Source organism: Arthrobacter pascens, assembly GCF_017052465.1.
In the GTDB taxonomy this organism is placed as follows: Bacteria; Actinomycetota; Actinomycetes; order Actinomycetales; family Micrococcaceae; genus Arthrobacter; species Arthrobacter pascens.
Window position 1 is genome coordinate 68,282 of the sequence record NZ_JAFHKT010000136.1, and the last position, 25,621, is coordinate 93,902.

26 protein-coding genes, 6 tRNA genes and 1 riboswitch are annotated in these 25,621 nt (G+C 66.7%); of the genes, 14 read left to right on the forward strand and 18 right to left on the reverse strand.

Annotated elements, in window-relative coordinates; translation table 11 throughout:
• Positions 1-48 precede the first annotated feature (48 nt).
• The 9 genes from JYA52_RS10910 to JYA52_RS10950 form a co-directional block, all read right to left on the reverse strand.
• Positions 49-2,205, reverse strand: a complete 2,157-nt coding sequence (locus JYA52_RS10910; protein ID WP_205653208.1) for a 3-hydroxyacyl-CoA dehydrogenase NAD-binding domain-containing protein — start codon at positions 2,203-2,205, stop codon at positions 49-51.
• Positions 2,202-3,461, reverse strand: a complete 1,260-nt coding sequence (locus tag JYA52_RS10915) for a thiolase family protein (protein ID WP_205653209.1) — start codon at positions 3,459-3,461, stop codon at positions 2,202-2,204. The genes JYA52_RS10910 and JYA52_RS10915 overlap by 4 nt, the downstream gene beginning before the upstream one ends.
• 113 nt (positions 3,462-3,574) lie before the next feature.
• Positions 3,575-4,897 (reverse strand): HRDC domain-containing protein, encoded by a 1,323-nt coding sequence (locus tag JYA52_RS10920; protein WP_205653210.1) that lies wholly within the window; start codon positions 4,895-4,897, stop codon positions 3,575-3,577.
• Positions 4,898-4,955: 58 nt separating this feature from the next.
• A complete protein-coding gene (locus tag JYA52_RS10925) occupies positions 4,956-5,618 on the reverse strand; it encodes a DUF3000 domain-containing protein (protein ID WP_205653269.1) in 663 nt (220 codons plus the stop codon).
• Between the two features lie 96 nt (positions 5,619-5,714).
• Positions 5,715-6,827, reverse strand: coding sequence for a threonine aldolase family protein (locus JYA52_RS10930; RefSeq protein ID WP_205653270.1), 1,113 nt, complete (start codon positions 6,825-6,827; stop codon positions 5,715-5,717).
• A 51-nt stretch (positions 6,828-6,878) separates the two neighbouring features.
• A complete protein-coding gene (locus JYA52_RS10935) occupies positions 6,879-7,655 on the reverse strand; it encodes an SDR family NAD(P)-dependent oxidoreductase (protein ID WP_205653211.1) in 777 nt (258 codons plus the stop codon).
• Positions 7,655-9,058, reverse strand: a complete 1,404-nt coding sequence (locus JYA52_RS10940; RefSeq protein ID WP_205653212.1) for a DUF6421 family protein — start codon at positions 9,056-9,058, stop codon at positions 7,655-7,657. Before JYA52_RS10940 ends, JYA52_RS10935 begins: the two co-directional genes overlap by 1 nt.
• Positions 9,059-9,203: 145 nt before the next feature.
• The gene (msrB, locus tag JYA52_RS10945; protein ID WP_205653213.1) at positions 9,204-9,665 is read right to left on the reverse strand and encodes a peptide-methionine (R)-S-oxide reductase MsrB; all 462 of its coding nucleotides are present in this window, start codon (positions 9,663-9,665) and stop codon (positions 9,204-9,206) included.
• Positions 9,666-9,679: 14 nt separating this feature from the next.
• Positions 9,680-10,171, reverse strand: coding sequence for a hypothetical protein (locus JYA52_RS10950; RefSeq protein ID WP_205653214.1), 492 nt, complete (start codon positions 10,169-10,171; stop codon positions 9,680-9,682).
• A 197-nt stretch (positions 10,172-10,368) separates the two neighbouring features.
• Between JYA52_RS10950 and JYA52_RS10955 the strand changes: the two genes are divergently transcribed.
• Positions 10,369-11,628 (forward strand): alpha/beta hydrolase family protein, encoded by a 1,260-nt coding sequence (locus JYA52_RS10955; protein WP_205653271.1) that lies wholly within the window; start codon positions 10,369-10,371, stop codon positions 11,626-11,628.
• Here JYA52_RS10955 and ybaK read toward each other — a convergent pair.
• From ybaK to JYA52_RS10970, 3 genes are read right to left on the reverse strand one after another with little or no spacing between them, the layout of a single operon-like run.
• The gene (gene ybaK, locus JYA52_RS10960; protein ID WP_205653215.1) at positions 11,625-12,143 is read right to left on the reverse strand and encodes a Cys-tRNA(Pro) deacylase; all 519 of its coding nucleotides are present in this window, start codon (positions 12,141-12,143) and stop codon (positions 11,625-11,627) included. The genes JYA52_RS10955 and ybaK overlap by 4 nt on opposite strands.
• A 35-nt stretch (positions 12,144-12,178) precedes the next feature.
• Positions 12,179-12,637, reverse strand: a complete 459-nt coding sequence (locus JYA52_RS10965; RefSeq protein ID WP_205653216.1) for a SufE family protein — start codon at positions 12,635-12,637, stop codon at positions 12,179-12,181.
• 41 nt (positions 12,638-12,678) lie between these two features.
• Entirely contained in the window at positions 12,679-13,608 is a 930-nt protein-coding gene (locus JYA52_RS10970; RefSeq protein WP_205653217.1) for a sulfurtransferase, read from the reverse strand.
• 220 nt (positions 13,609-13,828) lie between these two features.
• Here JYA52_RS10970 and zapE point away from each other — a divergent pair, with 220 nt between their 5' ends.
• Positions 13,829-14,869 (forward strand): cell division protein ZapE, encoded by a 1,041-nt coding sequence (gene zapE / locus JYA52_RS10975; protein WP_205653218.1) that lies wholly within the window; start codon positions 13,829-13,831, stop codon positions 14,867-14,869.
• 91 nt (positions 14,870-14,960) lie between these two features.
• Here zapE and JYA52_RS10980 read toward each other — a convergent pair whose 3' ends face one another.
• The 6 genes from JYA52_RS10980 to JYA52_RS11005 all read right to left on the reverse strand — a co-directional run bounded on the left by JYA52_RS10980 (position 14,961) and on the right by JYA52_RS11005 (position 15,906).
• The gene (locus JYA52_RS10980; protein ID WP_205653219.1) at positions 14,961-15,203 is read right to left on the reverse strand and encodes an antitoxin; all 243 of its coding nucleotides are present in this window, start codon (positions 15,201-15,203) and stop codon (positions 14,961-14,963) included.
• A 147-nt stretch (positions 15,204-15,350) separates the two neighbouring features.
• A tRNA-Val gene (locus JYA52_RS10985) sits at positions 15,351-15,422 on the reverse strand.
• A gap of 51 nt (positions 15,423-15,473) precedes the next feature.
• A tRNA-Gly gene (locus tag JYA52_RS10990) sits at positions 15,474-15,546 on the reverse strand.
• 57 nt (positions 15,547-15,603) lie between these two features.
• Positions 15,604-15,678 (reverse strand) — tRNA-Val (locus JYA52_RS10995).
• 38 nt (positions 15,679-15,716) lie between these two features.
• A tRNA-Cys gene (locus JYA52_RS11000) sits at positions 15,717-15,787 on the reverse strand.
• A gap of 46 nt (positions 15,788-15,833) precedes the next feature.
• A tRNA-Gly gene (locus JYA52_RS11005) sits at positions 15,834-15,906 on the reverse strand.
• Between the two features lie 296 nt (positions 15,907-16,202).
• On the opposite strand from JYA52_RS11005, the gene JYA52_RS11010 reads away from it, so the two are divergent.
• From JYA52_RS11010 to JYA52_RS11065, 12 genes are all read left to right on the forward strand, one after another.
• Positions 16,203-16,274, forward strand: a tRNA-Val gene (locus tag JYA52_RS11010).
• A gap of 99 nt (positions 16,275-16,373) precedes the next feature.
• Positions 16,374-17,219, forward strand: a complete 846-nt coding sequence (locus JYA52_RS11015) for a cytochrome (protein WP_205653220.1) — start codon at positions 16,374-16,376, stop codon at positions 17,217-17,219.
• Between the two features lie 72 nt (positions 17,220-17,291).
• The gene (gene def, locus JYA52_RS11020; protein ID WP_205653221.1) at positions 17,292-17,894 is read left to right on the forward strand and encodes a peptide deformylase; all 603 of its coding nucleotides are present in this window, start codon (positions 17,292-17,294) and stop codon (positions 17,892-17,894) included.
• Positions 17,891-18,811, forward strand: coding sequence for a methionyl-tRNA formyltransferase (gene fmt, locus JYA52_RS11025; RefSeq protein WP_205653222.1), 921 nt, complete (start codon positions 17,891-17,893; stop codon positions 18,809-18,811). The genes def and fmt overlap by 4 nt, the downstream gene beginning before the upstream one ends.
• Positions 18,808-20,400, forward strand: a complete 1,593-nt coding sequence (locus JYA52_RS11030) for an RsmB/NOP family class I SAM-dependent RNA methyltransferase (protein ID WP_205653223.1) — start codon at positions 18,808-18,810, stop codon at positions 20,398-20,400. The genes fmt and JYA52_RS11030 overlap by 4 nt, the downstream gene beginning before the upstream one ends.
• A 40-nt stretch (positions 20,401-20,440) precedes the next feature.
• Positions 20,441-21,097: a ribulose-phosphate 3-epimerase gene (gene rpe, locus JYA52_RS11035; RefSeq protein ID WP_205653224.1), complete on the forward strand. Its 657-nt coding sequence runs from the start codon at positions 20,441-20,443 to the stop codon at positions 21,095-21,097.
• Between the two features lie 107 nt (positions 21,098-21,204).
• A riboswitch (FMN riboswitch) is annotated at positions 21,205-21,352 on the forward strand.
• A gap of 136 nt (positions 21,353-21,488) precedes the next feature.
• Positions 21,489-22,649 (forward strand): bifunctional diaminohydroxyphosphoribosylaminopyrimidine deaminase/5-amino-6-(5-phosphoribosylamino)uracil reductase RibD, encoded by a 1,161-nt coding sequence (gene ribD, locus JYA52_RS11040; protein ID WP_205653225.1) that lies wholly within the window; start codon positions 21,489-21,491, stop codon positions 22,647-22,649.
• Positions 22,649-23,287, forward strand: coding sequence for a riboflavin synthase (locus JYA52_RS11045; protein ID WP_205653226.1), 639 nt, complete (start codon positions 22,649-22,651; stop codon positions 23,285-23,287). The genes ribD and JYA52_RS11045 overlap by 1 nt, the downstream gene beginning before the upstream one ends.
• Positions 23,284-23,991, forward strand: coding sequence for a 3,4-dihydroxy-2-butanone-4-phosphate synthase (gene ribB / locus JYA52_RS11050; RefSeq protein WP_205653227.1), 708 nt, complete (start codon positions 23,284-23,286; stop codon positions 23,989-23,991). Before JYA52_RS11045 ends, ribB begins: the two co-directional genes overlap by 4 nt.
• A 2-nt stretch (positions 23,992-23,993) precedes the next feature.
• On the forward strand, positions 23,994-24,695 hold the full coding sequence (ribA, locus tag JYA52_RS11055) for a GTP cyclohydrolase II (RefSeq protein WP_205653228.1): 702 nt from the start codon (positions 23,994-23,996) through the stop codon (positions 24,693-24,695).
• Positions 24,696-24,714: 19 nt separating this feature from the next.
• Entirely contained in the window at positions 24,715-25,197 is a 483-nt protein-coding gene (gene ribH, locus JYA52_RS11060; protein WP_205653229.1) for a 6,7-dimethyl-8-ribityllumazine synthase, read from the forward strand.
• A gap of 132 nt (positions 25,198-25,329) precedes the next feature.
• Positions 25,330-25,593 carry a phosphoribosyl-ATP diphosphatase gene (locus JYA52_RS11065; protein WP_003801526.1) on the forward strand — a complete coding sequence of 88 codons (264 nt, stop codon included), beginning with the start codon at positions 25,330-25,332 and terminating at the stop codon, positions 25,591-25,593.
• The last annotated feature ends 28 nt before the right edge of the window (positions 25,594-25,621 follow it).

Sequence of the window (25,621 nt, forward strand, 5' to 3'; positions counted from 1 at the left end):
TACGAGTGACGGGACCGGCGCCGTCCGGGTGGTGCGGCCCGGTGGAAGCTACGGCCGGGAGGCCACACCCGCGGGAAGGAAACGCCTGCCGTTTACCCGCTCTGATGCGCCCACCCGGTCCAGGTACGGCGTGATGCCGCCCAGGAACATGGGCCAGCCCGCGCCCAGGATCATGCAGAGGTCGATGTCCTCGGGCCCGGCCACCACGCCCTCGTCCAGCATCAGGCCGATTTCCCCGGCAAGGGCATCCTGCGTCCGGCGCAGGACTTCCTCCCCGGTCGACGGGGACGTCCCGAACGACATCAGCGCCAGTGTGGACGGGGGAATCTCCTGCCCGCCGTCGGCGGTAGGGGCCCAGAGCGATTTCACGCCGTTGTCGATCAGCTTCTGCAGGTTCTGCGAAACCCTAAACCGGTCGCCAAAAGCGGCATGGAGTGACTCCTGCACATGCTGTGCCACGGGCAGTCCCACCATCGCGCCCAGGGCGAACGGTGTCATGGGCAGGCCCATCGGCCGCAGGGCGTTGTCCGCGACGTCCGCCGGCGTGCCTTCGTCGAAGGCGGCGGTGACCTCGCCCATAAGCCGCAGGAGGATGCGGTTGACCACGAAGGCCGGGGCGTCCTTGACCAGGACGGCGGTCTTCTTCAGTCCCTTAGCGAGCTCCAGGGCGGTGGCCAGCACCGCGTCGTCGGTCCTGGGCGCGCGGACAACTTCCAGCAACGGCATGACGGCCACCGGATTGAAGAAGTGGAAGCCCACCAGTCGTTCAGGGTTCTTCAGGCCCTCAGCCATGGCCGTCACGGACAGCGACGACGTGTTGGTGGCGAGGATGCAGTCGGGGGAGACCACGGCCTCCAGCTCCGCGAACACCTGCTTCTTGACGTTCAGTTCCTCGAACACGGCCTCGATGACAAAGTCGGCGTCCGCAAACTGTTCCTTGGAAACGGATCCCGTGACAAGCGCCTTGATCCGGTTCGCCGCGTCCTGGCTGATCCGTTTCTTGCCGAGCAGCTTGTCGGCTTCGGCGTGCACGTAGCCCACGCCCTTGTCCACCCTGGCCTGGTCGATGTCGGTCATGACCACGGGGACCTTGAGCTGGCGCGCGAACAGCAGGGCCAGCTGGCTGGCCATCAGTCCGGCACCGACGACGCCGACCTTCGTCACCGGGCGGGCGAGCTTCCGGTCCGGTGCCCCGGCCGGGCGCTTGGACCGTTTCTGCACGAGGTCCAGGAAGGCGTACACCGTTGAGCGGAATTCGTCCGTCTGCATGAGGCCGGCCAGGGTTTCGCATTCCAGGGCCGCCGATTCCCTCTGTGACATGGTCCGGTTGGCCTCCATGATGTCCAGGACCTTGGCCGGTGCAGGCGACGCATTCGACGTCTTGGACTCCACGAAGGCGCGTCCGGCGGCGACGGCATCCGCCCAGCGGGCGGCCACTTCAGGGGCGGAAGGGTCGACGGCGTTCGGCCGCTCCGGGGCGACGTCACCTGAGATGACTTTGGCGGCCCATGCCAGGGATTGTTCGACGAAGTCGGCAGGTTCGAACATGGCGTCGGCGATGCCCAGGCTGTAGGCCTCTGGCCCGGACAGCGTGCGGTTGTTGCTGAGCGGGTTCTCGATCATGACCCTGACGGCGTTTTCGGGGCCGATGAGCCGGGGCAGCAGATAGACACCGCCCCAGCCCGGGACCAGCCCGATGAAGGCCTCGGGGAGGGCCAGCGCGCCAGCGCCGGAGGACACCGTGCGGTAGGTGGACTGCAGGGCGATTTCCAGCCCGCCGCCGAGGGCCACGCCGTTGATGAAGGCGAAGCTGGGAACGCCGAGATTGGCGAGCGTGGCGTAGACCTCGTGCCCCAGCTGCGCCATCCACAAGCCATGCTCGCGGCTGTCGAGCGACTTCACGGCGGACAGGTCCGCGCCGGCCACGAGGAAGTGGGGCTTGCCCGTGACGCCGACGCCCACGATCTCGCCCTTTGCTGCCCGGTCCCGCAGTCCTTCAAGCACCGTACCGAGTTCAACGAGCGTGTTGGGGCCCAGCGTGGTGGGCTTGGAATGGTCCAGGCCGTTGTCGAGCGTGATGAGCGCGAATGTGCCGCCGCCGGACCCGCCCAGGGTGCCCGGCAGTCCGATGTCCTGGACGTACGAGTGGGTGACGGTCTCGTCGGGGAACAGGTCGGCAAGCTTGTTGAATTCTGCGGCGCTCATGCGAGGGCTCCTGCGGTTTCGATGGCGGTGCCGCTGTAGTCGGCATGGTGGGGGTTTTCCCAGATGACAGTGGCTCCCATGCCGAGGCCGACACACATGGCCGTGATGCCGAAGCGGACGGAGGGATCTTCCTCGAACTGCCGGGCCAGCTGGTTCATGAGCCGGACGCCCGAGGATGCGAGGGGATGGCCCACCGCAATGGCGCCGCCGTAGCGGTTGACGCGGGGGTCGTCGTCGGAGATCCCGAAATGGTCGAGGAAGCTCAGCACCTGGACAGCGAACGCTTCGTTGATTTCGAACAGGCCAATGTCCCCGATGTCCAGGCCGGCCTTTGCCAGGGCCTTTTCGGTGGACGGAACAGGTCCGATGCCCATGACTTCCGGTTCAACGCCCGCGTAGGCATAACTGACCAGCCGCATCTTGACGCCCAGTCCCAGTTCCGCGGCGGCGTCGGAGGATGCCAACAGCGCCGCGGTGGCGCCGTCGTTCAGTCCGGCGGCATTGCCAGCCGTGACGCGGCCGTGGGGACGGAAGGGCGTCCGCAGTGCGGCAAGGTCTTCCAGCGTTGTGCCCGGGCGCGGCGGCTCGTCCACGGTGTTGACGGTCCAGCCTTCGCCGGGCTTCATGGTGGCCACGGGGACCAGGTCCGGCTGGATCATTCCTGCGCCGTAGGCCGCCTGCAGCTTGTCCTGCGAGGCAACTGCGTACGCGTCCGTGCGGTCCTTGGTGATGGCCGGAAAGCGGTCGTGCAGGTTCTCGGCCGTGTTGCCCATGTTGAGGGCCGCAGGGTCCACGAGCCGCTCGGACATGAAGCGCGGGTTGGGGTCGGCGCCGGCGCCCATCGGGTGGTTGCCCATATGTTCCACGCCGCCGGCGATAACGACGTCGTAGGCGCCGAAGGCGATGCCGCCGGCGGTGGTGGTCACTGCGGTCATGGCGCCTGCGCACATGCGGTCGATGGCAAAGCCGGGGACTGTGCGGGGGAGTCCCGCCAGCAAGGCGGCAGTCCGGCCGATGGTGAGGCCCTGGTCGCCGGTCTGGGTGGTGGCCGCTACTGCCACCTCGTCGACGCGACCGGCGGGCAGCCCCGGGTTGCGGCGCATCAGTTCGCGGATGCATTTAACCACCAGGTCGTCTGCGCGCATGCCGGCGTAAATGCCTTTGTCGCCGGCCCGGCCGAACGGTGTGCGCACGCCGTCCACGAAGACGACGTCGCGGACAACGCGCTGGTTTCCGCTGCTTCGGTGTTGGCTCACGTGCTGCTCCTCATTGAGACGTTGGTGCCGGATCCTGCCCAGGGGTCCAAGAAATCCGAGCGTCAGTGAGCCCAATGTTACTCGCCAGTAACTTAGCGTGCAAGGAGCGTGGCCTAGGTGTTTTGCTCCCTGGATTCCTTCGGCGGAAGCGGCAGCGGATTCAGGAACGCCTCGGTGATCAGCGGTGCCACGATCCCCACCTGCCACGGCCTGGCTCCCAGGCCGCGCAGTTCTTCAGCCACGGACGCTTCACTAATTTCCGCCGGGGGGCGCCAGGCGACCCGGCGCAGGTAGTCAGGCGTCAAGAGGTTCTCCAGCGGCAGATGCAGCTCGTCGGCCTTCTTCTGCAGAAGCGGACGGGCGGTGGTGAGCCGTTCCGCGGCAGCGGGGTCGCGGTCTGCCCAGACCCTGGGCGGCGGCGGGGCGTTTGTGGGAAGGTGCAGGGGCGGAAGGTCCTCCAGGGCCCGCGCGGCGGCGATGCAGCGGAGCCAGCGGGGGGCCTCGCGCTGGGCTGCCCGGCCGTGGAAGCCCTTGGTGCCCAGCAGCTGCGGCACGGTTGCAGGCATGGCCTTGGCGGCCGCCACGAGGGACGAATCGGGAATGAGCCGGCCTGGTGCCACGTCCCGCTTCTGGGCGAGGGCGTCGCGCTCAAGCCACATCTCGCGGACTGCGGCGAGCTGGCGCCGGTCCCGGATCTGATGCAGCCCGGAGGTTTTGCGCCAGGGGTCAATCCTTGGCGGCGCCAACCCGGCCGCGAGGATGGCAGCGAATTCCTGCTCAGCGAACTCAAGTTTGCCGTCCGCTTCGAGCAGTTCAATGAGTTCCTCGCGGAGCTCCGTCAGGACTTCGACGTCGAGGGCGGCGTAGCGGAGCCAGGGTTCCGGCAACGGGCGGGTGGACCAGTCGGCCGCCGAGTGTTCCTTTGCCAGGCCGAAGCCCAGCAGCTGTTCGATGACAGCGGCAAGTCCTACGCGGGGAAGCCCGGCCAGGCGGGCGGCGAGCTCGGTGTCGAACAGTTTGTCCGGCCACATGCCAAGCTCGGAAAGGCAGGGGAGGTCCTGGCTGGCAGCGTGCAGGATCCATTCGACGCCATGAAGTGCGTCGTTGATGATGCTCAGGTTGTCAAAGGGCTCGGGATCGATGAGCCAGGTGCCCGAGCCCTCGCGGCGGATCTGGACCAGGAAAGCCCGCTGGCCGTACCGGAAGCCCGAGGCCCGCTCAGCGTCAACTCCGGCGGGACCGGTGCCGGCCGCTATGGCGGCCGCACAGCGCTCCAGTCCCGACTGGGTCTCGATGACCAGCGGCACGCCGTCGCGGGGTGAGTCGAGATCGATGACAACGGGGACGCGGCTGTCAAAGCCCTCCACCGAGATGTGGGGTGTGGTTTCAGCAGCCGGAGCGCCAGCTGTGGTGTTTTCCAGATTTTCAGGGGTCATGATGGCCCTAGTTTACCGGCAGTGCGCCGCCGGGCGGAGTCCCTGGCGCCGGAGGGCACTAGTTCCGGCGCCTGCGGGGCAATGCGGACACGCCATCGGGGAGCGGCGGCAGGCCCGCGAAAGTGCACACCATGTCGGACCAGGCCTCCAGGTGCGCCTGGACGTCGGCACTTGCCGGGGTCCAGGAAGCGCGGAGTTCGATGTCTATCGACTCTGGCCTGTCTGACAGTGTGCCGAAGCTTTCCGAAAGGACGCGCGTGGCCGTTCCGCCCGCGGCCCTGTACGGCGCCTGGTGCGTCTCGAGGGCTTCGACGAGCCAGGTCCACGCCACGGAACCGAGCATTTCGTCGTTGCCCATCTCCGGCTCAAGCTGGGCCCGGATATAGGTTACGATGCGGAATTCTCCATCCCAGACCGCCGAGCCGTCAGGGTCGTGCAGCAGGATGAACCGCCCGGTGGCGAGTTCATCGTCGTCGGAGTCGGAGCCGTTGCTGGCAGCCGAGCGGGCCAAGGCCACGGCTGCCGGGCCGTGCACTGCGTCAGACTGGCTGCCGCGGCTGCTGGCCCCGATGACCTCCGCGCCGAGCGCAACGGCGAACGGCGCCAGCCGCGAAGGCGCCGGGATCTCGTCGAGGCGCAACTCACTGCGGCAGCGTGCTTTCCGGAGTGTCCCCAAGGCGTACAGAAACTCCGCGGGAACCTGGGCAAGTGCGTTCACAATCGCAGGGTACGCAATGGAGTCCGCCAAGGTACGCAGGCTCGCCGCAGGCCCGGTGAATCGGGGTGTGCTAGGCCGCCGCAGGGCATTCTGAGTCTCCTACTCCGCGGTGTGCGCCGCGTTCCCGTTCCCGGCCAGTTCGTTCCGGATGGCCCCGACGAACGCGTCCACGTCCTCCTCGGTCGTGTCGAAGGAGCACATCCAGCGGACCTCGCGGGCAGCTTCGTTCCAGTCGTAGAAGCGGAAGGATTTTCGCAGCTTGTCCGCCACGCCTTCGGGCAGGATGGCGAAGACGCCGTTGGATTCGGTCTTCTGGCTCAGTTCGACGCCGGGAACGGACTCGACGCCGGCGCGCAGCCGGGCCGCCATGGCGTTCGCATGGCTGGCCGACCGCAGCCACAGGTCACCCTCCAGAAGCGCGATGAACTGGGCGGACATGAAGCGCATCTTGGAGGCCAGCTGCATGTTCATTTTCCGCAGGAAGAGGAGGCCGTGGGCGGCTTCCGGATTGAGCGCCACCACCAGCTCGCCAAACAGGAGCCCGTTCTTGGTCCCGCCGAAGGAGAGGATGTCCACGCCGGCATCGCGCGTGAAAGCCCGCAGGGGAACGCCAAGGTGCGCCGCGGCATTGGCCAGCCGTGCTCCATCCATGTGCAGCTTCATGCCCTTGCTATGGACGTGCGTGGCGATCGCGCGCACCTCTTCCGGGGTGTAGCACGTGCCCAGTTCCGTGGTCTGGGTGATGGAGACGGCAAGCGGCTGGGCGCGGTGCTCGTCACCCCAGCCCCAGGCCTCGCGGTCGATGAGTTCCGGGGTCAGTTTGCCGTCCGGTGTCGGCACTTGCAGCAGCTTGATGCCGCCGATCCGCTCCGGAGCGCCGTTTTCGTCCATGTTGATGTGGGCTGTTGACGCGCAGACGACGGCGCCCCAGCGGGGGAGCAGGGACTGCAGTGACAGCACGTTGGCGCCGGTGCCGTTGAAGACCGGAAAGCACTCGATGCCTTCCCCGAAGTGCTGTTCCATGATTTGCTGCAGCCGGGCGGTGTAGTCGTCCTCGCCATAGGACACCTGGTGTCCTTCATTGGCGGCCGCCAGTGCGGCCAGCACCTCGGGGTGCACGCCCGAATAATTGTCCGAGGCGAAGCCCCGGACGGAGGCGTCATGCAGCCGGGACATGGTGCCGCTGGCGGCCGTTTCAACTGTGGTCGTCATTGCTTTGGTCACGCTTTCAGTCTAGGGAGTTACCGCGGGGCCCGCCCGCGGTCACCGGGTCAGCAGGATCCGCTGCCCGTTCAGTTGGGCGGCGGGCTTTTCGAACAGCCCGACGACGGCGGCGGCCAGGTCGTCGACGTCCGTGTAGCCGGGGAACCTTCGTTCGGGCTGGCGGCTGCGCATGGCGGGGTCCACCAGCGCCTTTACAACAAGGACGACGGCGGCGCTGTGCAGCTCAGGTTCACCGTGCAGTTCAGGTTGGCCCGGCAGTTCAGGTTCACCCTGCCCTTGCTTTGCGCCCTGGAGCTGGTCCCGGCGGAACCCTTCCGCCATGGCCATGGTCCAGGCCTCGGCCGCCGCCTTGACTGCCGCGTAGCTGGCGGCCGCCGCTGAAGGTGCGGTGACGAACGTCGATGAGACCATCGCGAACCGGCCCGTTTCGGACGCCACGAGGTCGCCGTAGAACACCCGGGTGATGTTCCGGAGCGTCGTCACGGAACTGCTTTCAAGGAAGTCCCAGTCTTCGTCGCTCTGGTCGGTGATGTCCCGGGCGCCCCGCCAGCCGCCCACGAGGTGGATGACGCCGTCGATCATGCCCGCTGTCCTGGTGAGCTCTCTGTGGAGTTCCCGGACTGCGGGCAGGGAGGCGAGGTCGCAGGTGAGCGGCGTGACCCCGCTGCCGGCGGCTTCCGCAGCGGCCGCAATCCTTGTGCTGTCCGATCCGACGGTGTAGACGGTCACGCCGGCCTGGGCCAGGGCGCGCGCCACGGCGATGCCCGATGGCGCGCTGCCGCCGGCGACCAGCACTGTGAGGGGGCGCTCCGTCATCAAGCCGTCATCGCCTTTGCCGTCGGCCCGGGGCGGGACGGATCCTGTGCGCCGGTGATGCCGGCCGTCGACTCGATCACGGGACGCATCTTCTTTTCCAGTGCCTCGTAGAACATGGACAGCGGGAATTCGTCGTCCAGCACCTGGTCGGTGAGCCCGCGCGGGGCTCCGTCGAGCGGGAGGGCGCCGGGACCCTTGGCCCATACCGAGGCCGGGTTCGGCGTGAGCGTGCCCGCCACGAGCTCGTAGGCCGCGAGCCAGTGCGCGGTCTTCGGCCTGTCGATCGAGCGCCAGTACAGCTCTTCGATGCGGGCACCGAGTTCCATGACCGCTCCGGCAACGTTGTCCCAGTCGAAGCTGAGGCGGCTGTCGGTCCAGTGCAGCACCCGGTGCTGGTGCAGCCAGGCAAAGAGCAGCTGGCCCCCCAGCCCGTCGTAGTTCCGGATCCGGCTGCCGGTGATGGCGAACCGGAAAATCCGGTCGAAGATGACGGCGTACTGGACCAGCTTCGCCTGCCGGCGGGCCTCCGGATCGAACGCTTCGTCTTTTTCTATCCGCACGGACTCCCGGAAAGCGGTCAGGTCGCAGCGAAGTTCCTCGAGTGAGTACAGGAAGTACGGCATGCGCTGTTTGATCATGAAGGGATCAAAGGGCAGGTCGCCGCGCATGTGGGTCCGGTCGTGGATCAGGTCCCACATCACGAAGGTTTCCTCCGTGAGTTCCTGGTCCTCCAGGAGCGCGGCCGCCCCGGCAGGCAGCTCGAGGGACGTGATCTCCGCCGCAGCCCCGAGGACCCGACGGAAACGGGCGGCCTCGCGGTCCGCGAAGATGGCGCCCCACGTGAACTTGGGCGTTTCGCGGACGGACACGGTTTCCGGGAACAGCACGGCGGAGTTGGTGTCGTAGCCCGGCGTGAAATCAACGAAGCGGATGGGGACAAACAGCTTGTTGGAGTAGTCTCCCGCTTCGAGCCCGGCGATGAATTCAGGCCAGATCACTTCGATCAGCACAGCTTCAACCAGCCGGCTCGTGCTGCCGTTCTGCGTGTACATGGGAAAGACGACGAGGTGCTGGAGTCCGTTTTCGCGGTGCTCCTGGGGCCGGAAGGCCAGCAGCGAGTCCAGGAAGTCCGGGACACCGAACCCGGCGTCCATCCAGCGCATGAAGTCGACGCACACGAGCTCGAGGTAGCGGGCATCGTGCGGGAAGCACGGTGCCAGGGCTTCCACGGCCTCGACGATGGCAAGAACATGGCTGACCGCAGCACCGTGGTGCGCAGTTTCCGGTACGGAACCGTCCTGGATTTGAAGGCCGCGCAGTGCCGTGGCGGCGGTCTTGAGACGCTGCCATTCGGGGTTGTCCGCGGAGATCCTGGTGGGGGCGGTGGTCACGGTAATCGTCATGTTCGGCGTCGCCTTTCTGGTTGCCTGAGCTTCTACGCCGAGCCTAACAAGCAACCAGATGTGCTAATCCATTTTAGGCCTTAGCGTAAGAAACTGTGAGGCTCGGAGGCCGCTTCGGGCAGCCCAGATATAGCGGTGCACAGCCTCAGGAACCGGCAGCCTGGCCGTCCTCCGTGCTCTCCGCCGGGACCAGCCGCAGGGAGACTGAATTGATGCAGTACCGCTGGTCCGTGGGCGTCCCATAGCCTTCACCTTCAAAGACGTGTCCCAAGTGGGAATCGCAAGCGGAGCAGCGCACTTCGATACGTTCCATGCCGAGGGTGCGGTCGTGGATATAGCGGACTGTGCCTTCCGCCAAGGGGGCCCAGAAGGACGGCCAGCCGCAGTGCGAATCGAACTTCTCCTGGCTCGTGAAGAGTTCGGCACCGCACGCCCTGCACTGATAGACGCCTGCTGTGTGGGTGTCCCAGTACTCGCCCGTATAAGGGCGCTCCGTGCCCGCCTGCCGGAGCACATGGTATTCCTCGGGTGTAAGTTCCCGGCGCCACTCGTCTTCGCTCCGGACGACCGGGCCTACCGTATTCTCAGCTTTTTCTGGAGTGCTCATAGCCTCATCAACGCTCAGGAGTCCCCGATAAATCCCGAGCCTGCATACAGGTGCAGCACGGGAAGGCCCAGGCGGTCCTGTGCCTTGTTGGCCCAGTCCGTGTGGAAGGTGTCAGCCACGGCGTGCGGGCGGGTGACGACGACGGCCTGCACGGCGCCGAGCTCCTTCACCTTGGCCACGAGGCCGTTGACGGCCTCGCCATCCACCATCTCGCCCGAAACTCCGCCGCCGATGCCCTCGAGCGCGCGCAGGGAGACGGACAGGGTCTCGGACGCCGCGGCGCGTTGCTTCTCCGGGTCCGGCGCATGGGAGGTCAGCTCCCGGAAGGCCTTGGCGATGTCAAGCATCGAGAGGTTCTCGAGGAAGTCCACGATCAGATGCCGCTCCGTGTTGGCAGGGACCAGCACGACCAGGGGCATGTCACCTCCGTTCACCAGGCGTTCGATGTTGACGCGGTCGTCCGCACCCAGCGGCTCTTCTGTGAGAATGACGATTGGATCGCTCATGCCATCAGCCTAGCCCGGCGGAACCGCGGCTGCATGCTTTTGTGGCCGGATGTGCCTTGGAAGCCGACTCCGGTAAGAATGGTGCAATGGACTCCTCCTTCCGGCCCGGCACAGAGCTGCTGCGCCACCTGGTTCCCGGTGCCCCCGAGCACCAGGCTCCGGACCTCCTGAACAGCACAGGCCAGCAGGACACCTCGATGAGCCTGCGTGCCAAGTGGACACTTGGCGGAATTATCGCGGGCAGTGCCGCGGCGGCCCTCCTGGGCGCCGGATCGTCAGCCCTCGCGCTGTACTTTGCCCGGCGCGTGCTCACTCCCGCCCGGGCACGGGTGGCCGACCAGGAAGTGCTGGCGGTGATCAGGGACGGCAGGGGACAGCAGGTCATCCTTGCGGCGACGCCCGAGACCATCCAGGACGGCGTCTACAGCCTCTTTTTCGACGGCGGCAACGGCCACGCCCGCATCGGCCGGATCCTGTCCTATTCGCCGTCCGAGCGCACCGTCCTGCGCGAGGTGGAGGCCGTCTATCAGGGCAACCTGAAAACCGCCCGCCGGGGCTGGTGGGGCGGCGCGGCCTATCCTGATCCCTCCGCCGTCGGGCTTGCCTCCGAGGAGGTGGCCATTGAGGTTGAGGGCGGTACGGCCCCCGCGTGGCTCATCCCCGCCGATCCAGCCGCCGACGTCTGGGCCGTCATGGTCCATGGCCGCGGTGCAACACGGCAGGAAAGCCTGCGGGCGGCCAGGGCTGTACACGAACTGGGACTGCCCAGCCTTCTCGTTTCCTACCGCAACGACGGGCTCGCGCCTTCTGCACCAGACGGAAGGTACGGCCTGGGATCCACCGAATGGCGGGACGTCGACGCCGCGATCGCCTTCGCACTGGCCCGCGGCGCCAAGGAAGTCGTGCTGTTGGGCTGGTCCATGGGCGGAGCCATCTGCCTGCAGACCGCGGATCTCTCGAAGCACCGGCATGTCATCCGCGCCATGGTCCTGGACGCTCCCGTCATCGACTGGGTCAACGTGCTGGCGCACCACGCCGAACTCAACAGGATTCCGTCCGCCGTCGGCCGTTACGGCCAGCTGATGATGGGCCACCGCCTCGGGCGCCGGCTCACCGGGCTGGCAGCGCCCGTTGACCTGAAGTCCATGGACTGGGTGTCCAGGGCCGTGGAACTCCGGACCCCCACACTTATTGTCCACAGCGTCGACGACGAATATGTTCCCTACGGTCCGTCCGCCCTGCTCGCGGAGAAGAATCCGGAAATGGTCACCTTCGAGGCGTTCGAAAAGGCGCGGCATGCCAAGGAATGGAATGCGGATCCGGTCCGGTGGGAGAGCCTGGTCAAGGCCTGGCTGCAGCAGCAGCTGGCGCCCCGGCGTAACCCGGGGCAGGCTTCCAGTGATGATGATCCGGATGAAAATCCCGGCGCGGAAGCGGACAACGCCCCGCAAGATTAGCGCGGACCGCTGCCGTTCCTGGCCGCGACTGTGCCGATCGGAGCGGTGACGGCCTTCGTGATGCGGACCAGGTCCTGGGGATCGAGTTCGATGTCGAGTCCCCGCCGGCCGCCGGAGACCAGGATACTGGCCAGCGCCAGAGCGCTGTCATCAAGCACGGTGGGGGAGGACTGCCGCTGGCCCAGCGGAGAGATCCCGCCCAGGACGTAGCCGGTCCGCCGCTCGGCGGCCCCCGGGTCCGCCATGGCGGCCTTCTTGCTTCCCAAGGCCGCCGCCATGGCCTTGAGGTCCAGGTTTCCGCTCACGGGAACGATGCCCACCGCGAGCCTGCCGTCCACTTCCACCATGAGCGTCTTGAAGACCCGTGCCGGATCAATCCCCAGAACCTCGGCGGCTTCCAGCCCGTAGCTTGCAGCAGAAGGGTCGTGGCTGTAGGGGTGCAACGTAAAGGGAACGCCTGCCGCAGCCAGGGCGGCTGTGGCAGGCGTTGCCTGTGACGTGTTCTTCCGCGCCATGTGATCCTGGACCTGAATCCGCGAATCTGGACCGGCTAGTTTTGAAGCCTGGCGGAGGCGGCAACCTTGCGCTTGATACGCCCCAGCATCGCTGTCATCCCGCGCATCCGCAACGGCGTGATGGCCCGGGTCAGGCCGAGCAGCTCGGGCATGTCATCGGGCACGGCGAGGATTTCTTCTGCCGTGAGTCCGTCCAGGCCCTCATGGAGCACACCCGCGAACCCACGCGTTGTGGGGGCTTCGGGAGGCGCTTTGAAGAACAGCCGGTAGGCGGATGACCCGCCGTCGTTCTTCTCGGTCTCAATGGTGAGAAACAGCGGTGACTGGCACTCGACAACCTGCTCCAGCAGCTCCGGGTGGTCCTTGAGCCGTTCCGGCAGTTCGGGCAGGCCGCGGGAGAACTCCAGCAGCAGCTGGAGCCTCTCCGGCTCGCTCAGTGCCTGGAAGTCATCGACAATTTCCGCCAGTGCGGTGGGCAGTGCATAAGTACTCATCAGTTCAAGCTTACGCAGTTTGCCCCCGCCCGGCCCGTTTCTTACGCCGTTTGCCGGGCGCCGGCGGGAACCGAACCGCGCTCGGCACCCTTGACGATCGGCACGCGGACGGCGTTGCCCCATTCCGTCCAGGACCCGTCGTAGTTCCGCACGGTCTCGAAACCCAGGAGGTATTTGAGGGCGAACCAGGTGTGGCTGGAGCGCTCACCGATGCGGCAGTAGGCCACCACATCGTCGCCTTCGGTCAGCCCGGCTTCGCCGAGGTACAGTGCCTCGAGTTCCGGCCGGCTGCGGTACGTGCCGTCTTCGGCTGCCGCCCGCGCCCAGGGGATGGATGCTGCGGTGGGGATGTGACCGCCCCGGAGTGCGCCTTCCTCGGGGTAGGCGGGCATGTGGGTGCGCTGTCCGGTGTATTCCTCGGGGGAGCGGACGTCGATCAGCGGCTTGCCGAGGTGGGCCAGGACGTCGTCCTTGAAGGCGCGGATCGGCGCGTCGTTGCGTTCGACGACGGGGTAGTCGCCGATGGCGGGGGACGGGACGTCCGTGGTGAGCTCGCGGCCCTCGGCGATCCATTTGTCGCGGCCGCCGTCGAGCAGGCGGACGTCTTCGTGGCCGAAGAGGGTGAAGACCCACAGGGCGTAGGCGGCCCACCAGTTCGACTTGTCGCCGTAAATGACGACGGTGCTGTCACGCGAGATGCCTTTTGCGGCCGCCAGGGCCGCGAAGGCCTGGCCGTCGACGTAGTCCCGGGCCACTTCGTCGTTCAGGTCCGTGTGCCAGTCGACCTTGACCGCGCCGGGGATGTGCCCGGTCTCGTACAGCAGGACATCTTCGTCGGACTCGACGACCACGAGCTTTCCGTTGCCGACGGCACCGCCTTCGATGGCCGCGGCGAGCCACTCGGTGGAAACCAGCCGCTCGGGGTGGGCGTAGGCGGCAAACTTATCGTTCTGTTCAACTGGGTAGGACATTCGTATGGCCTTTCACTGAAACGGTCGCATCAGACCGACGGGGAACCGGCCGGTCACTGCTTCAACACTAGTCACGGGCCGTGGCGAAAGCTTCCCTGCGTTAACAGGACGAAATGTGCGCTTGGTCACCCGCGGCGGGCGGGGGTGGCCCGCGCATCCCGGCGGCGGCGCCGATGCCGGTATTCTTTCTGGGGACAAGTCACCAGCAGAACGGACCACCTTGGTACAGATCGAAAAGCTTGCCACCCGGACGCCGGCAGTCTCGGTGGATGAACTCCTCAAGGGTTTCTACCCGTCGCCCCGGTTCGGGCAGGTGTCGTTCTCGAGCTACCGGCCCGATCCTGCCCAGCCCAGCCAGGCGGCAGCAGTGCACGCGCTCGAAGCATTCGCCGGCGGCGTCGGCTCCGGCGACGGGGCGGGTCTCTTCAAGAGGCTCTTCGCCAAAAAGGATGCGTCCAGGGCCGGAATCTACCTCGACGGCGGTTTCGGCGTGGGCAAGACCCACCTCTTGGCATCTCTGTGGCACGCTTCCCCCGGGCCCAAGGCCTTCGGCACGTTCGTGGAATACACCAACCTGGTGGGCGCCCTGTCCTTCCGGAAAACGGTTGAAGCTCTGAGTTCCTACAAACTGGTGTGCATCGACGAGTTTGAGCTGGACGATCCGGGGGACACCGTTCTGATGTCACGGCTCATGCGCGAACTCGCGGACGCCGGCGTCAAGCTGGCCGCCACCTCCAACACCCTGCCCGGGTCCTTGGGCGACGGCCGGTTCGCCGCCGTCGACTTCCAGCGGGAGATCCAGGTCCTGGCGGACCAGTTCGACGTGATCAGGATCGACGGGGAGGATTTCCGGCACCGCGGCCTGCCTGCAGCGCCTTCCCCTTTGCGGAACAGCGAGCTCCACGCCCACATGAAGGCGGAGTTCGACGGCCAGACCGTGGCCGAGGATGACTTCAAGTCACTCATCGCGCACCTGGCCGGTGTCCACCCGAGCCGCTATAGGAAACTGATCGACGGCGTGGACGGCGTCGTGTGGCGGGACGTGGAAACCATCACGGAACAGGCCGTCGCGCTGCGCTTCGTGGTTCTGGCCGACCGGCTGTACGACAAGGATGTTCCGATCCTGGCCAGCGGGGTTCCGTTCGACAAGCTGTTCACCGAGGAAATGATGACCGGCGGCTACATGAAGAAGTACTTCCGCGCGGTCTCCCGCCTCACCGCGCTGGCCCGCGAAGGCCAGAACCACGAGCCGGCTCTCTAAGGCGTTAAACGCCAAGGGCGCCGGTGCCGCCTCTCGGCGGGACCGGCGCCCAGGTTGACGTGTCGGGGCAATGCCCGGGCAAATCCTTTTGCTACGGAGCCTTGTCGACCGGCGGCACTACCTGGTCCGCCGGTGCCTGCTTGGGCGTTCCGTCTGCGTTCTTGTCAACGAAGGTGGAAGCGCCATCCTGGACCTTATCTACGTGTCCGGCGTACTTGCCGCCGGTCTTCGAGTCGACGAAGTCGCCCGCTTTGTTGATGCCGTCCTTGATGGCCTGCTCGTTGCCACGGATCAGACCCTGAGCTTTGCCCTTTAGATCGTCAATTAGTCCCACGAGCACCTCCCTTCAATTCCGGAGCCAGTTCGCTCCTCCGCATTCGATCCTAGCTGCCAAGGCAAGGCCTGCCAAGGTTAGTTGACAAATTCTGTCAAATGCCATGCGGGCAAGAAAAAAGCAGCTCCGGGGGAGCTGCTTGAATCGTGGGCGATACTGGGATCGAACCAGTGACCTCTTCCGTGTCAGGGAAGCGCGCTACCGCTGCGCCAATCGCCCGGAACCGGAAGACCGGTTGAATCCTGGGTTCGGATCCCGAAGGATCAAGAGAGCGGACGACGAGATTCGAACTCGCGACATCCACCTTGGCAAGGTGGTGCTCTACCAGCTGAGCTACGTCCGCGCATGAAGTACGATCCGGGCAGGCCGGACGTTCAACAACAAGCAAGTTGCCTTGCTCTGGTGGGCGATACTGGGATCGAACCAGTGACCTCTTCCGTGTCAGGGAAGCGCGCTACCGCTGCGCCAATCGCCCATTGAATCCGGCTACACCGGAAACCATGGTTTTCACCGAGGTGGGTACGGGATTCGAACCCGTGTATACGGCTTTGCAGGCCGCTGCCTCGCCTCTCGGCCAACCCACCGTGTAAGCATAGATTCCAGGGAACCTAGCCGTGACAGTGTCCTGCGAGCGGACGACGAGATTCGAACTCGCGACATCCACCTTGGCAAGGTGGTGCTCTACCAGCTGAGCTACGTCCGCATTTTGGAGCGGTGATTCCTTGCCTTGAGCGGCATTTCCTCGCGTTCCAACGAGTAAAAACTCTATAGGAGGTTCAGGGAATCTCCAAATCGGCCTTCGCTGCGGCGTCGCTAACCGGCCTACTTCCTTGAATTCTAGGGAAATTTTTGAATTACAGGCGTGTAGTTCCTCCTTGTGATCCGCCGTGCTTGTGCCCGGTTTTCGGTCCGGATTCCTCCGGCTGTTCTCCACTTTTCCTCGGGAGGAGGGCCGATTTCCGTAAACGCCACATCGTCGGCTAGCATTCAAATGCATCGGGGCGATTGGCGCAGTGGTAGCGCGCTTCGTTCACACCGAAGAGGTCACTGGTTCGAACCCAGTATCGCCCACCGATGAATGGTCCGTTCCGCACAGGGAAATCACCCTGCGCGGGGCGGACTTTTCTGTTTCCGGACCTTACTGTCAGCCCCCTGTGAAAGAGTCTTGCCATGACTGATCCACTCCTCGCCCACGCCACGGAATACGGCCGGATGTACGCTCGCTCCACCACAGAGGCATTCTCGGTCCCCTCTATCACCACGGTGATCGGTCAGCAGCCCCACGGCCTGGACGGCTGGTTTGGGTACATGGGGGCGAGCAGCTTGGCCAAGGATCCCTCGCTGCCCGAGATCCTTGGCAGCCCGGCCAAGGTCCGGCAGGCAGTGAACCGCGCGGCCAAGGCGGCGGAGGCCTACCGTGACGAGGCCGCCCAGCGCGGCGACCGCGTCCACAACTACTGCGAACAGGTTGCCCTGCGTGCACTGGGCCGCCCGCACCAGATGCAGGAGACCCGGGAGGCACTGGCGGCCAACGGCGAAGAGGCCTTCGCGGCCCGCTTCGATGAGTGGTGGGAGCTGTTCCGCGTGGAGCCGCTGGCTCCGGAGATCACGGTATGGAACGCCAGCGTGGGCTACGCCGGAACATTGGACCTAGTCGCCAAGATCAATGGGCGGACCTGCCTCATTGACTACAAGACCAAGGGGACCACCAGGGACGGCCAGGTGAAGCCGCTGGATGACAAGGTGGTCATGCAGCTCGTTGCCGGAATGAAAGCGGAGGAGAGCCTCGTGGACGCCGTGGCGGGGGAGTGGGAACCGTGGCGGCACGGTGATGCTCCGGTGCTGCTCGCGGTCGCCATCGGCGAAACCGAAGTTCGTCCGGTGCGGGCGAATCCCGAGGTGCTGCGGCATCACTGGTGGAAGTTCTGTGCGCTGCGCCGCGTCTGGGAGATGTCAGCTGACACACTGAGCGCCGGGCCGGCCCTGCTCCCGGTGGCGCCGCCGGTGTTTGCCTGAGCGGACGTTCACCGGCTGCACAACTAAACTGGTCTGGATCCGTTACCGTTCACCGTGAGGAAATGACTGCAGATGGCAATTCTGAATATCCGTATCATCGGCGACCCCGTGCTGCGCACGGTTGCTGAGCCTGTCACGGAATTCGGGCCGGAGCTGGCCAGGCTCGTTGCCGATATGACCGAAACCATGGAGGACGTGGAAGGCGCCGGCCTCGCCGCGCCGCAGATCGGCGTCAGCCTCCGCGTCTTTACCTACCGCATCGGCGGCGTCGAAGGCCACGTCATCAACCCCGTGCTGGAGAACAGTGATGACTTCCAGCCCGACGAAATGGAAGGCTGCCTCTCCATCCCCGGACTCGGCTTCCCGGTCCGGCGCTATCGGACCACCCGTGTGACCGGCGTCGACGTCAACGGAAGCCCCGTCTCGCTGGAAGGCGAGGGCATGCTGGCCCGCTGCTTCCAGCACGAGACCGACCACCTTGACGGCATTCTCTTCACCGACCGGCTCGAAGGGGAGGACCGGAAGAGTGCGCTGCGCTCCATCCGCAACGCGAACTATGACGCCATAACTGAGCGGACGACGGCGAAGCGCGCCAAGACTGTCGGCTCCAGTTTCGGAGGCGGCAGCTTTGGAACCGGAACATCCGGTGCGGGCAGCTTCGGCGCCGCCGGATGAGGGTCCTCTTCGCGGGAACACCGGCGGTCGCCGTGCCGTCACTGAACGCGCTGATCGATGCCGGATTCGACGTCGTTGCCGTGCTGACCCGGCCGGATGCGCCGATTGGCCGCAAACGCGTGCTCACGCCGTCGCCCGTCGCCGCCCGCGCGGCGGAGCTGGGGATCGAGATCATCCACGCCGCCCGCGTAGACGCCGACGTCACTGCCAGGATTGCGGCAGTCCGTCCCGACGTCGCGGCCATCGTCGCCTACGGCGGACTGGTGCCGCGTGTTGCGCTGGATATCCCGCCGCACGGCTGGATCAACCTGCATTTCTCGCTGCTGCCTGCCTGGCGCGGTGCTGCACCGGTACAGCGCTCCGTCATTGCCGGGGACGACATCACCGGCGCCGTGACCTTCCAGTTGGAGGAGGGGCTCGACACAGGCCCCGTCATCGGAACACTGACCGAACCGGTCCGGCCCGACGACACCTCCGGAACGCTGCTGGAACGGCTCTCCCACAGCGGCGCCGTGCTGCTCGCCCAGACGCTGTCCGCCGTCGGCTCGGGCGCTGCGTCACCGCGGCCACAGCAGGGTGAGGTGTCGCTGGCGCCCAAGCTGACCATCGAGGACGGCCGGATCGACTGGTCGGAGCCGGCCCTGGCCATCGGCCGGCGGGCCCGCGGCGTCACTCCGGAACCCGGAGCGTGGACCACACTCGACGGCCAACGGCTGAAACTTGAACCCGTGGTGCCGCGTCCCGAAGGTCCTGCGCTGGTGCCCGGTGCGGTGGCGCTTGACGGAAGAAATGTGCTGGTGGGAACAGGGTCGCACCCCGTGCAGCTCACCCGCGTCCAGCCTTCGGGCAAGAAAATGATGTCTGCGGCCGACTGGGCCCGCGGACAGGCCTCCCTTGAAAGCGTGGTGTTCGAATGAGCGAGTCCGGGACAAGCGGCAGCGGCCGTGGAAGAGGCCCCCAACGCGCCGGACAGGGCAGCCAGCGCGGGGACCAGCGGGGCGGCGGAGCCAGTAGGCGCAACGCGCAGGGCCGGGAGCGGAACCGCGGCCCGCAGCGCAACTACACCGAAAACGCACCCTCCCAGCGCACGCGGCGTGCCGACCCCGCCCGGCTCGTGGCCTTCGAAGTGCTGCGGGCCGTAGCGTCCGAGGACGCCTACGCCAACCTGGTCCTGCCGGCGAGGATCCGGCACCACGGGCTGGACAAGCGCGACGCCGGGTTCGCCACGGAGCTGAGCTACGGCGCGCTGCGCGGCCAGGGAACATACGACGCCGTCCTGGCACGCTGCGTGGACCGGCCGCTGGACCGGCTCGACCCCGCAGTCCTTGACGCGCTGCGCATCGGTGCGCACCAGTTGCTCGCCATGCGCGTTCCCGCCCATGCGGCACTGGACCAGACCGTGGGACTGGCCCGCGCCGTGATCGGGGCAGGGCCCTCCACGCTTATCAACGCCGTCCTGCGCAAAGTCTCTGCCCACACACTGGAGGACTGGCTGGAGCTGCTGCTCAGCAATGAGACGGATGCCACCAAAGTGGCCTCCGTCCGTTACGCCCATCCCGAGTGGATCGTGCGCGCGTTCAGGCAGTCCCTGGTGGCGCACGGCAGGCCGGTCACCGAAATCGACGATCTTCTCGAGGCCGACAACGCTGCGCCGGTGGTCAACCTGGTGGCGCTGCCTGGGCTCGGAAGCCTCGACGAGGCCCTCGAGAACGGCGCGTCGGCCGGTGAGCTTGTCGAAGGCTCCGCGCTTTCCAGCGGCGGTGACCTTGGCCGGCTGTCCTCGGTCCGTGAGGGAACCACACGCGTCCAGGACGTTGGTTCGCAGCTCGTGGCCCGTGCCCTCGCCGCCGTCGACCTCGGCAACGAAAATGCTGGCACCGAAAATCTCGGCACCGCTGCGGGGAAGGGCGAATCCTGGCTTGACCTGTGTGCCGGGCCGGGCGGCAAGGCTGCACTCCTCGGCGCGCTGGCCCACCAGCGGGGCGCCACGCTTCTGGCCAACGAGCCCGCCCCCCACCGCGCCAAGCTTGTCCGGCAGGCCCTGGGCGCCGTTCCCAAGGACGCCTGGCAAGTGCGGACCGGCGACGGCAGGGAGGTCGGCACGGAGCAGGCGGAAAGCTTTGACCGCGTGCTGGTCGACGTCCCTTGCACAGGCCTCGGTGCCTTGCGCCGCCGGCCCGAATCCCGCTGGCGCCGCACACCCAAGGACCTGACCGACCTCGGACCGCTGCAGCGGGAATTGCTCAAGTCGGCCTTGGACGCGGTGAAGCCCGGCGGTGTGGTCGCCTACGTGACCTGCTCGCCGCACCCCGCGGAGACCACAGCGGTGGTCAGCGATGCGTTGCGCAAGCGTGACGACCTCGAGCTCCTGGACGCCGGCAGCGCCCTGGATGTAGTCAGCCTGACCGGGCACCTTAACGCCGGCCACGAGATGACGGCCCAGCTGTGGCCCCACATCCACCGCACCGACGCCATGTTCCTGGCCCTGATCCATAAGAAGCCCTGAACCACTAGAAGCGTTCAATCCCTCCCGCGAAAGGACCCGCATGCCGCAGTGCTGCATCAACCCGAGCATCCTCTCCGCAGATTTCGTGAATCTCGAAGCCGAGCTGCAGCGAATCAGCAACGCCGACTCGGTGCACGTGGACGTGATGGACAACCATTTCGTCCCCAACCTGACCATCGGGCTGCCGGTCGTGCAGCGTATCCAGGCCGTCAGTCCGGTTCCCCTGGATGCCCACCTGATGATCTCCGACGCCGACCGCTGGGCCCCGGAGTATGCGGACGCCGGCATCGCCTCGGTCACCTTCCACGCGGAGGCGTCCATCGCGCCGGTGAAACTGGCCCGCGAGCTGCGGGCCCGCGGATCGAAGGCCGGCATGGCGCTGCGGCCCGCAACGCCAGTGGAACCGTACCTGGACATGCTCCCTGAGCTGGACATGCTGCTGATCATGACCGTGGAGCCCGGGTTCGGCGGGCAGTCCTTCCTGGACCTCACGCTTCCGAAGATCCGGCGTGCCCGCGCGGCGATCGACGGATCCGGCGTCGGGGTTGCGCTGCAGGTGGACGGCGGCATCACCGAGGAGACGATCCTGCGCGCCGCGGAGGCCGGCGCCAACGTGTTTGTCGCGGGCTCGGCCGTCTACGGCGCCGCCGATCCGGCCGGCGCCATCGACCGCCTGCGCAAGGCCGGCTCACTGTAGCCGGGCGTACGACGGCGGCGGCCGGCCGCCGCCGTGCGGTTCCGTGACGGACCGTGTCAGGGAATACCCGGAGCATGCTCCGGGTTGTGTCAGAATAGCAACACACAATACGTGCTCCGGGGTCGGTGTAAGTCCGAACCGGCGGTGATAGTCCGCGACCCGCGAGCCGGTGTTCTCCCAGGAGAACCCGGCGGACGGTTGAACCGGTGAAATTCCGGTACCGACAGTTAAAGTCTGGATGAGAGAAGCACGTACGGCTGTATCTGTGGCGCCTGCCGGCGTCGCAGCATTGCACTGTCGTCTACCCCCGGAGCCTTAGCGGTTCTAGAGGGAAGGAACGACACACACGCATGGACGCTCGTACCGTGTGGCCGGATCCGGTGGCTGTCGCATGACCCAGCCGATCCACGCCTTCAGCGCCTCCGAAACCCGGGCAATGGACGCTGCACTGGAAGCCGCCCTGCAGGGGCCCCGAGGCGCCAATCCACTGGTGGGCGCCGTCGTCGTCGGCCCTGACGGCAGTCATCTGGCGACCGGCTACCACCGCGGCGCCGGAACGGCGCACGCCGAAGCAGATGCCATAGCGGCCGCTGCCGCTGCCGGAATAGACCTCAGGGGCGCCACCATGGTGGTCACGCTGGAACCCTGCAACCACGTGGGACGCACCGGACCGTGCGCACAGGCGATCATCGACGCCGGCCTAGCGCATGTGGTGTATGCCGTTGACGACCCCCACGATCCTGCGGCCGGCGGGGCAGCTACCCTGCGCGCCGCAGGAGTCAGCGTGCGTAGCGGCCTTGCGGCACGGCGGGCGCTGGAACTCAACCGCCGCTGGTTCGAGGCCGTCGAGGACAAGCGTCCCTTCGTGACGCTTCACATCGCCCAGACCCTGGACAGCCGCATCGCCGCCGAGGACGGCACGAGCCAGTGGATTTCATGCCCGGAATCGCTGGCGGACAACCACGCCATCCGACGCCGGATTGACGCCATCCTCGTCGGCACGCAGACGGTCCTGGTGGACAATCCGCGGCTCACAGCCAGGGACGCTAACGGTGACGCCTTCGGCGAGCAGCCGCTCCGGGCGGTCATGGGGCGTCGCGAAATCCCGGAGGACGCCGCCGTCCGCGGGGACGACGGCAGGGTTCTCCACCTTCCCACCCGTGACCCGCGTGAAGCGCTGTCCCTGCTGTTTTCAGCGGGCGCACGGCACGTCATGGTGGAGGGCGGGTCCAGGATATTGAGCGCCTTCCTGTCTGAAGGCCTGGTGGACGAATTGGTCATGTACCTGGCGCCCACGCTGCTCGGATCCGGAACCCCAGCCCTCAACGGCCTGGGCATCGCCACCCTCGCCGATGCCCAGCGGTGGGAATGGGATGCGGCCTCCGGCGGCGCCGTCCAGACCCTGGGCAGGGACTTGCGGCTGCACCTTCTTCCGGAACGGCCGTCCGGGCCGCCCGGAAATGAAGACCCCGTGCCCGCAGCGGCACATTCAACGTCAACTGATTCACTACCCGCCCGCGCAGCAGCGGGCGAAGCCACGGGAGGCTACTGATGTTCACCGGAATTATCGCCGAGCAAGGGAAGGTCCTTTCCGTGGACCGGAACGGGGACACCAGCGCAACGTTGCGCCTGCATGCCCCCGGCACGGCCGAGGGCCTTCCCCTGGGCGGCTCAATCGCCGTCAACGGCGTGTGCCTCACGGCGACCGCCATTGACGGCAAAGACTTCAGCGTCGACGTCATGGGTGAGACCCTCATCCGCAGCACCATCGGCGACCTCGCCGCGGGCGACGCCGTCAACCTGGAACGCTGCGTTCCGGCGGGCGGCCGGCTGGACGGCCATGTTGTCCAGGGCCACGTGGACGGCGTTGGCGAGCTGTTGGAACGCGAGGCCCAGGGAAACTGGGAACGGCTCCGTTTCGGAGTGCCGCAGCGCCTGGCACGCTACATCGCCGAGAAGGGATCCATCGCCATCGACGGCGTCTCCCTCACGGTCACCGCCGTCAGCCCGGCACAGGAAACGGCGCCCTGGTTCGAAGTGGGACTGATCCCGACCACCCTGGCGGACACCGGACTTGGTGCGAAGCCGGCGGGCGGAAAAGTGAACCTCGAAGTGGACGTGCTGGCCAAATACACCGAGCGGCTGCTCTCGTTCAGCGGCTCCGCTGCCGGGACGGAGGCCCAGGCATGAGCGCCGCGAAGCTTGAGCCGGCAGCAGCCGGCACCACCCTGGCCCTCGACCCGATCGAGGAAGCTATCCGGGCAATGGCGGCCGGGCGCCCCGTGCTGGTGGTCGACAATGAGGACCGCGAGAACGAAGGCGACATCATCTTCGCGGCCCAGCACGCCACCCCCGCGCTGATGGGATGGACCATCCGCTACAGTTCGGGCGTGATCTGCGTTCCGCTCGACGGCGGCCGCGCCGACGCCCTGGACCTGCCGCCGATGGTGGAGGTCAACCAGGATGCGAAGGGCACCGCCTACACCGTCTCCTGCGACGCCTCGAGCGGCGTCAGCACGGGCATCTCCGCCACGGACCGTGCCCTGACGGCCAGGATCCTCGCGGACCCCCGCAGCGAGCCGGCTGCGCTGACCCGCCCCGGGCATATTTTCCCGCTGCGTGCGGTTAAGGGGGGAGTGCGTGAACGTCCCGGCCACACCGAAGCGGCCGTGGAGCTGTGCCGGCTCGCCGGCCTGGAGCCGGTGGGCGTGATCGCCGAAGTTGTGTACGACGACGGTGAAATGATGCGGCTGGACGGCCTGCGGGTGTTCGCTGCAGAGCACGGTTGCCCCTTGGTTTCGATCGAGGATCTCGTGGCCTATCTTGACGCGGGCGACAGTGTATCTTCACAGGAGAACAGGCCGGAGCCCAGCCCGGCTGGAGAAGGGAAATGACGATGAGCGCATCTCAAGCTGCCGAGACAAGCAGCAACGGCCGGGTGCCGCACCCGGTAAGCGGCGGCCCCGTGGTCCAGCTGCCCGGCGCGTTCGGGAACCTCGTGACGCAGGCGTGGACCGATCTGATCACGGGTGCCGAGCACCTCGCTGTCAGCTCGCCCAACCCTCCACGGGACGGCCAGGCGCCGCTCGTCCGGCTCCACTCCGAGTGCCTTACCGGCGACGTCTTCGGATCCTACCGCTGCGACTGCGGCGAGCAGCTGGCCTACGCCCTGGAAATGATCGAAGCAAACGGGGGAACGCTGCTGTACCTCCGCGGCCAGGAAGGCCGGGGCATTGGCCTGGCCAACAAGATCAAGGCCTACGCCCTGCAGGAAGCCGGATTCGACACCGTGGAGGCCAACGAGCAGCTCGGCCTGCCCGTGGACGCCCGGTGCTACAACGCGGCCGCCCAGATCCTTGCTGAAATGGGACTGCACGAGATCCGGCTGCTGAGCAACAACCCGGACAAGCAGAACCGCCTGGCCAGGGCCGGCGTCAAGGTCGTGGAGATGGTTCCCACCGAGGTGCCCTCCCGGGAACAGAACATCCGCTACCTGCAGACCAAGAAAGACCGCATGGACCACCTGCTTACCCTGGATGCCCAGGGCGCAGGCGTACCGGGAAGCGGCGCAGACACCTTTGACCACGAACAAGACTGAACGGACCAGGAACTAATTAATGAGCGGACACGGCGCACCCCAGATCGACCTCACCACACTCAACCCCGCAGAGACCTCAAAGCTGCGGCTGGCCATCGTGGCGGCGAGCTGGCATACCCAGATCATGGACGGACTCCTGGACGGTGCGTTGCGCGCCGCGAAGGACGCCGGCATCAGCGAACCCACGGTGCTGCGCGTGCCCGGCAGCTTTGAGCTTCCGGTTGCGGCCGCGCGGCTGGCGCCGCACTTTGACGCCGTCGTGGCGCTCGGCGTCGTCATCCGCGGCGGCACGCCGCACTTTGACTACGTCTGCCAGGCTGCAACCTCCGGCCTCACGGACGTCAGTGTCAACACCGGCGTGCCGGTCGGTTTTGGCGTGCTGACCTGCGACACCGAGCAGCAGGGCCTGGACCGGGCGGGCCTGCCGGGTTCCTCCGAGGACAAGGGCCACGAGGCTGTTACGGCCGCGCTGGCAACAGCGGTGCTGCTCTCGCGGTACTGATCCCGGCAACTGCTGATCCCGGTGAGGGCGGGGATGGGCGGACGCACAGATTCTGTGCGTTCGCTCACATCCCCGCCGTCACGGAACGGCGCGACAGGCGGGGTTCGGGCCGGAGCAAGTAGGCTGTAGGGCGTGAAGAATTTCGAGACGCTGTTCGCAGAACTGAGTGAGAAGGCGGCCACCCGTCCGGAGGGCTCCCGCACGGTCGCCGAATTGGAGTCCGGAATCCACGGCATCGGGAAAAAAGTCGTTGAGGAAGCCGCCGAAGTCTGGATGGCGGCAGAGTACGAATCCGACGAAGCGGCGGCCGAAGAAATCTCCCAGCTCCTGTACCACCTGCAGGTCCTGATGCTTGCCAAGGGACTCAGCCTGGAAGACGTTTACAAGCATCTCTAGCCGCGTCCGCGCGGCCCGCTTGCCTAAA